6 protein-coding genes are annotated in these 3,829 nt (G+C 36.5%); 3 read left to right on the top strand and 3 right to left on the bottom strand.

All coding sequences use genetic code 11. From position 1 onward, the window contains the following. Positions 1 to 233 precede the first annotated feature (233 nt). Together JW841_17475 and JW841_17480 are read left to right on the top strand one after the other, a co-directional pair. Positions 234 to 527 carry a type II toxin-antitoxin system Phd/YefM family antitoxin gene (locus JW841_17475; GenBank protein ID MBN1962725.1) on the top strand — a complete coding sequence of 98 codons (294 nt, stop codon included), beginning with the start codon at positions 234 to 236 and terminating at the stop codon, positions 525 to 527. Continuing rightward, the gene (locus JW841_17480) at positions 524 to 913 is read left to right on the top strand and encodes a type II toxin-antitoxin system VapC family toxin (GenBank protein ID MBN1962726.1); all 390 of its coding nucleotides are present in this window, start codon (positions 524 to 526) and stop codon (positions 911 to 913) included. Before JW841_17475 ends, JW841_17480 begins: the two co-directional genes overlap by 4 nt. A gap of 5 nt (positions 914 to 918) precedes the next feature. Here the strand turns inward: JW841_17480 and JW841_17485 are convergent, their stop codons facing one another. Beyond that, complete coding sequence (locus JW841_17485; protein MBN1962727.1) at positions 919 to 1,098, bottom strand: hypothetical protein; 180 nt, start codon at positions 1,096 to 1,098, stop codon at positions 919 to 921. A 362-nt stretch (positions 1,099 to 1,460) separates the two neighbouring features. On the opposite strand from JW841_17485, the gene JW841_17490 reads away from it, so the two are divergent. Then, on the top strand, positions 1,461 to 2,615 hold the full coding sequence (locus JW841_17490) for an ATP-binding protein (protein ID MBN1962728.1): 1,155 nt from the start codon (positions 1,461 to 1,463) through the stop codon (positions 2,613 to 2,615). Positions 2,616 to 2,926: 311 nt separating this feature from the next. Here JW841_17490 and JW841_17495 read toward each other — a convergent pair whose 3' ends face one another. Both JW841_17495 and JW841_17500 read right to left on the bottom strand, forming a co-directional pair. Then, on the bottom strand, positions 2,927 to 3,364 hold the full coding sequence (locus JW841_17495; protein ID MBN1962729.1) for a PIN domain-containing protein: 438 nt from the start codon (positions 3,362 to 3,364) through the stop codon (positions 2,927 to 2,929). Further along, entirely contained in the window at positions 3,361 to 3,618 is a 258-nt protein-coding gene (locus tag JW841_17500) for a DUF2191 domain-containing protein (GenBank protein ID MBN1962730.1), read from the bottom strand. The genes JW841_17495 and JW841_17500 overlap by 4 nt, the downstream gene beginning before the upstream one ends. Positions 3,619 to 3,829 lie beyond the last annotated feature (211 nt).

Raw genomic sequence — 3,829 nt, forward strand, 5'->3', positions numbered from 1 at the left:
CGCTATGGCGTGGATGGACCAAACTTGAAATTCTCGTCGAAGGTTGGTGCCTTGCAAGGAGTCTGAATGAAATGTGATCAAGAGACAGGCCTTTAGGCGGTGGTTGTTACTCTGCCGAAAATAAGGCGCAAATAAGGTGTTTGGTACCTTTAGTGAGTGCAGGTAGTAAAAAATTTGTGCTTAAATTTTACATAATCTTGCAAAAGAAGCTACATGAAGCTACATTATAATTTATGCGTACCGTTGGGTTGAAAGTTTTAAAAAATAAACTTAGCGAGTACGTACGTATTGCTTCACAGGGGGAGCCAGTGCTTATTTCAGACCATGATCATGTAGTAGCAGAATTATTACCGCCATCATCTAGTCGAGCTAGAGAAGTTGCCGATGTTTTACTTGCGGATTTAGTACGCAAAGGAATAGTGTCTCCAGCCATTTTGCCACCTAGTGGCAGACCAAAAGTACCACCGCGCGACAGCACTCTTGCCGAAGTTTTAAATGAATTAGATGCTGATCGAGCTGATAAATGATTTATTTAGATACTTCAGTAGTGTTAGCCGAATTATTTGCTGAAGATAAGCAAGTAGCAGAATCTTTATGGTATGAGCCTTTAATATCAAGTCGTTTGCTTGAGTATGAACTATATAATCGTATCAATGCACGTAAATTATCGAACAGCTATAGTGAGGCAGTCAGAAATATATTAGGTAGAGTTTCATTAGTAGAGCTTTCTCCTGTAGTATTGCAAAGAGCAATTGAGCTATTTCCTGTAACGATACGTACTTTAGATGCTTTGCATTTAGCAACAGCATGTTATCTGCGTGATCATCATCAAAAAATAACATTAGCTACTTTTGATGAGCGTATGCGAAATGCGAGCACGGCATTAGGTATTGAACTGTTTTGCGATAGCTAGGTGGTTTAAAAGTATAGTAGAGCCTGCAATTTTTGCGCTTTATTTTCAAGCTCATTAAAAACCTTGTGGTCAGCTTCGTCTTTATTGGTATGCGTAACTACAAGCAAATCAAAGTCAGAGCGATAATCGGTTTTTAAATCAATAACAAAATCACCCTGTGCATAACTGCCAAACAGCATTAGCATTTGCACAAGCGGACAGTCAGCAAAAATTTTCGTAATGTCGGCAAGCTACTGCTGCACTTCAATGCTAAGTTTAGTTAATATAGCTTTGTCATAGATAATGGGCTTACTTTTGCTCATCACTTTTACAACTTGTGATTTATTAATTTACGCTTGGCAACACTTGTGAGCTTTAAAGAAGGCAATTTAGGGGCAAAACATCAAAAACACAAAAACCTAATTAAATAATAAATGCTTAATATTACAATAAGTTAAGACTGGCATTGGTGACACCAATTTTATAAATTTGCTATAGTTGACATAGTTAAGTTAAAATATGTAAATGTATTTCCTAATTTAATCAAATTTGGTAATGGTATTACATGATTTTTAAAAGAATTATTAACTTATTGAAATTATTGAATAAAAAAAGTATTTTTTTCTTTGGCCCTCGAGCTACAGGAAAAACTTTTTTAATTAATCAAGAATTGCAAACATTACCAAATGTAAAAATTATTGATTTACTTTATGCGCCAACATTTGACCGTTTAAGTAGGCGACCAACTTTAATTGGCGAAGAAATTGCGCATAATACAAACATAATTGTTATTGATGAAGTACAGCGTTTACCAAGATTATTAGACGAAGTTCATCGGCTCATTGAAACAAAAAATATTCGTTTTTTGTTAACAGGTAGTAGTGCTCGTAAATTACGTCATGGTGGTGCGAATTTGCTTGCTGGTCGCGCCTGGCAGGCGCAATTGTTTCCTCTTTGCTTTAATGAATTTCAACAATTTAATCTTGATCACTATTTGTTGTTTGGTGGTCTTCCATTTGTAGTAAATTCAATAGATCCATGGGAAGAGCTTAAAGCATACAGTGGGACGTATTTACGAGAAGAAATTGTTGCAGAGGCTGCTGTACGTAGACTAGAACATTTTGTAAGTTTTCTTGATATTGTGGCAACCAAAATTGGCGAAGAAATCAATTATGCCTCATTAGGTAATGATGTTGGTATTAATCCTCGTACAATTCAAAATTTTTTTACTTTATTAGATGATACTTTATTAGGGTTTTGCCTAGAACCTTACCGTAAAACTAAAAGACGAAAAGCTATTAGTAGGTCAAAGTTTTATTTAGCGGATCTTGGTGTAACTAGTTCATTGCTTGGTCGTCACGAAATTGCACGTCAGACCGAAGCTTTTGAACGTTCTTTCGAACATTTTATAGCTTTAGAATTACGTGCATATCTTAGTTACCGCCGTTTTGATTTGGCGTATAATTTTTGGCGCACGCACACTGGTTTTGAAGTTGATTTTATTATTGGTGACAAACTTGCGATTGAAGTTAAATCAACGAATTTTGTCCACGAGCGCCACCTCAAAGGTTTAAGAGCATTACGAGAAGAGCAACTAATTAAAAGTTATTGTGTAATTTCTCATGATGATGAAGAGCGTATTGTTGATGGTATTACGATATATCCATGGCAAAAATTTTTAAGCGATTTGTGGGCTGATAAAGTAATAACACAAACTTATTAATTAAAAGTATCATGAATAGCACAGACAATTGGTACCAATTTAATTGCTTTAAATTATTGCTTCTTTTGGTTTTCTATTATGTTCGCTCCGATTATCAAAGACACGCAAAAGGGATACCAATTATATTATCAGTATAGAGGCGCGGTTTTTCGTCATTATTAATGACGATACCAAATGGGCATTTTTGATCAATAATAAAAGAGGCAAGCGAGCGCAGATGAAGAGAAGAAACCGTTTGCATATAATTGATATAAAATCATTAAGATTAGGTATTGAGTGTAGTTTATATGTCAAGTATCAGTGGCCTGACACTATTCACTGATTAAGGGATTTTTTATTTGTAATGATGCAAAGCGACTAAAATCACGATCAGCGCTTAATAAAGTCTTTACCCCATGTTGCAAGCAAAGTGCCGCTATTCTTGCGTCGTGAACCATAGGCCCAATAACTTTTGATGCGTTTAAAATATTATGCAGTGACGACCAATAATCATGACTTTCAGCTAATAAAACCAAACTTGGTGATTCTAGCCAAGCTTCAATTTGATTGATAGCATCAGCTACACTACTTGGTGGAGCATAGATTCGCGGATGTGTAGCTATGGAAAAAAACTCATGTAAACATGGCCAGGGAATAGCCCAATTTGAGCTACCCTCAGCTAAATTAACAATACATTCATAAGCTTTTTTGTGCCATTCACTATCTTCACGATGGGCATAAATTAGTATATTGGTATCAACAGCTATCATGTGCCGCGACCTTTATAAGCTAGTTCACGAATTTCATCCCATGAGCGTGAAGATAATAGAGGGTTAAGCCCCTGGCCATTTACTGAAGCGCGGCGAAGATGAAAATTAGTCTTGTGATGCTTGGCGACAATTACAGTGCGTAATCCTTCTTCGACTAGGTTACGTAAGGTGGTTTTGTCTCTACTTGCTATTGCTTTGGCTTTGTTGAGAAGCGCACTAGAAATATCGACAGTTGTTTTCATATATCTAACTATATCAATTAATACATCTATATGTCAAATAAGATATTGCTAGCAATATAACAACTCAATATGTGCTGGCGAAACATGACTGTTATCTCGATCGATGTGCGCCTGGCAAGGCGTTTAAACAGGAGGTAAAAGCATGTAAGCTAAATCCTCTAGTGACCCTAACGGAGGGAACCCTTCACTAACGAGGCAAGGGCGCGAGTCTGGAGCACCAGAC

The sequence above is a fragment of the Deltaproteobacteria bacterium genome, from assembly GCA_016931625.1.
GTDB lineage: Bacteria > Myxococcota > XYA12-FULL-58-9 > XYA12-FULL-58-9 > JAFGEK01 > JAFGEK01.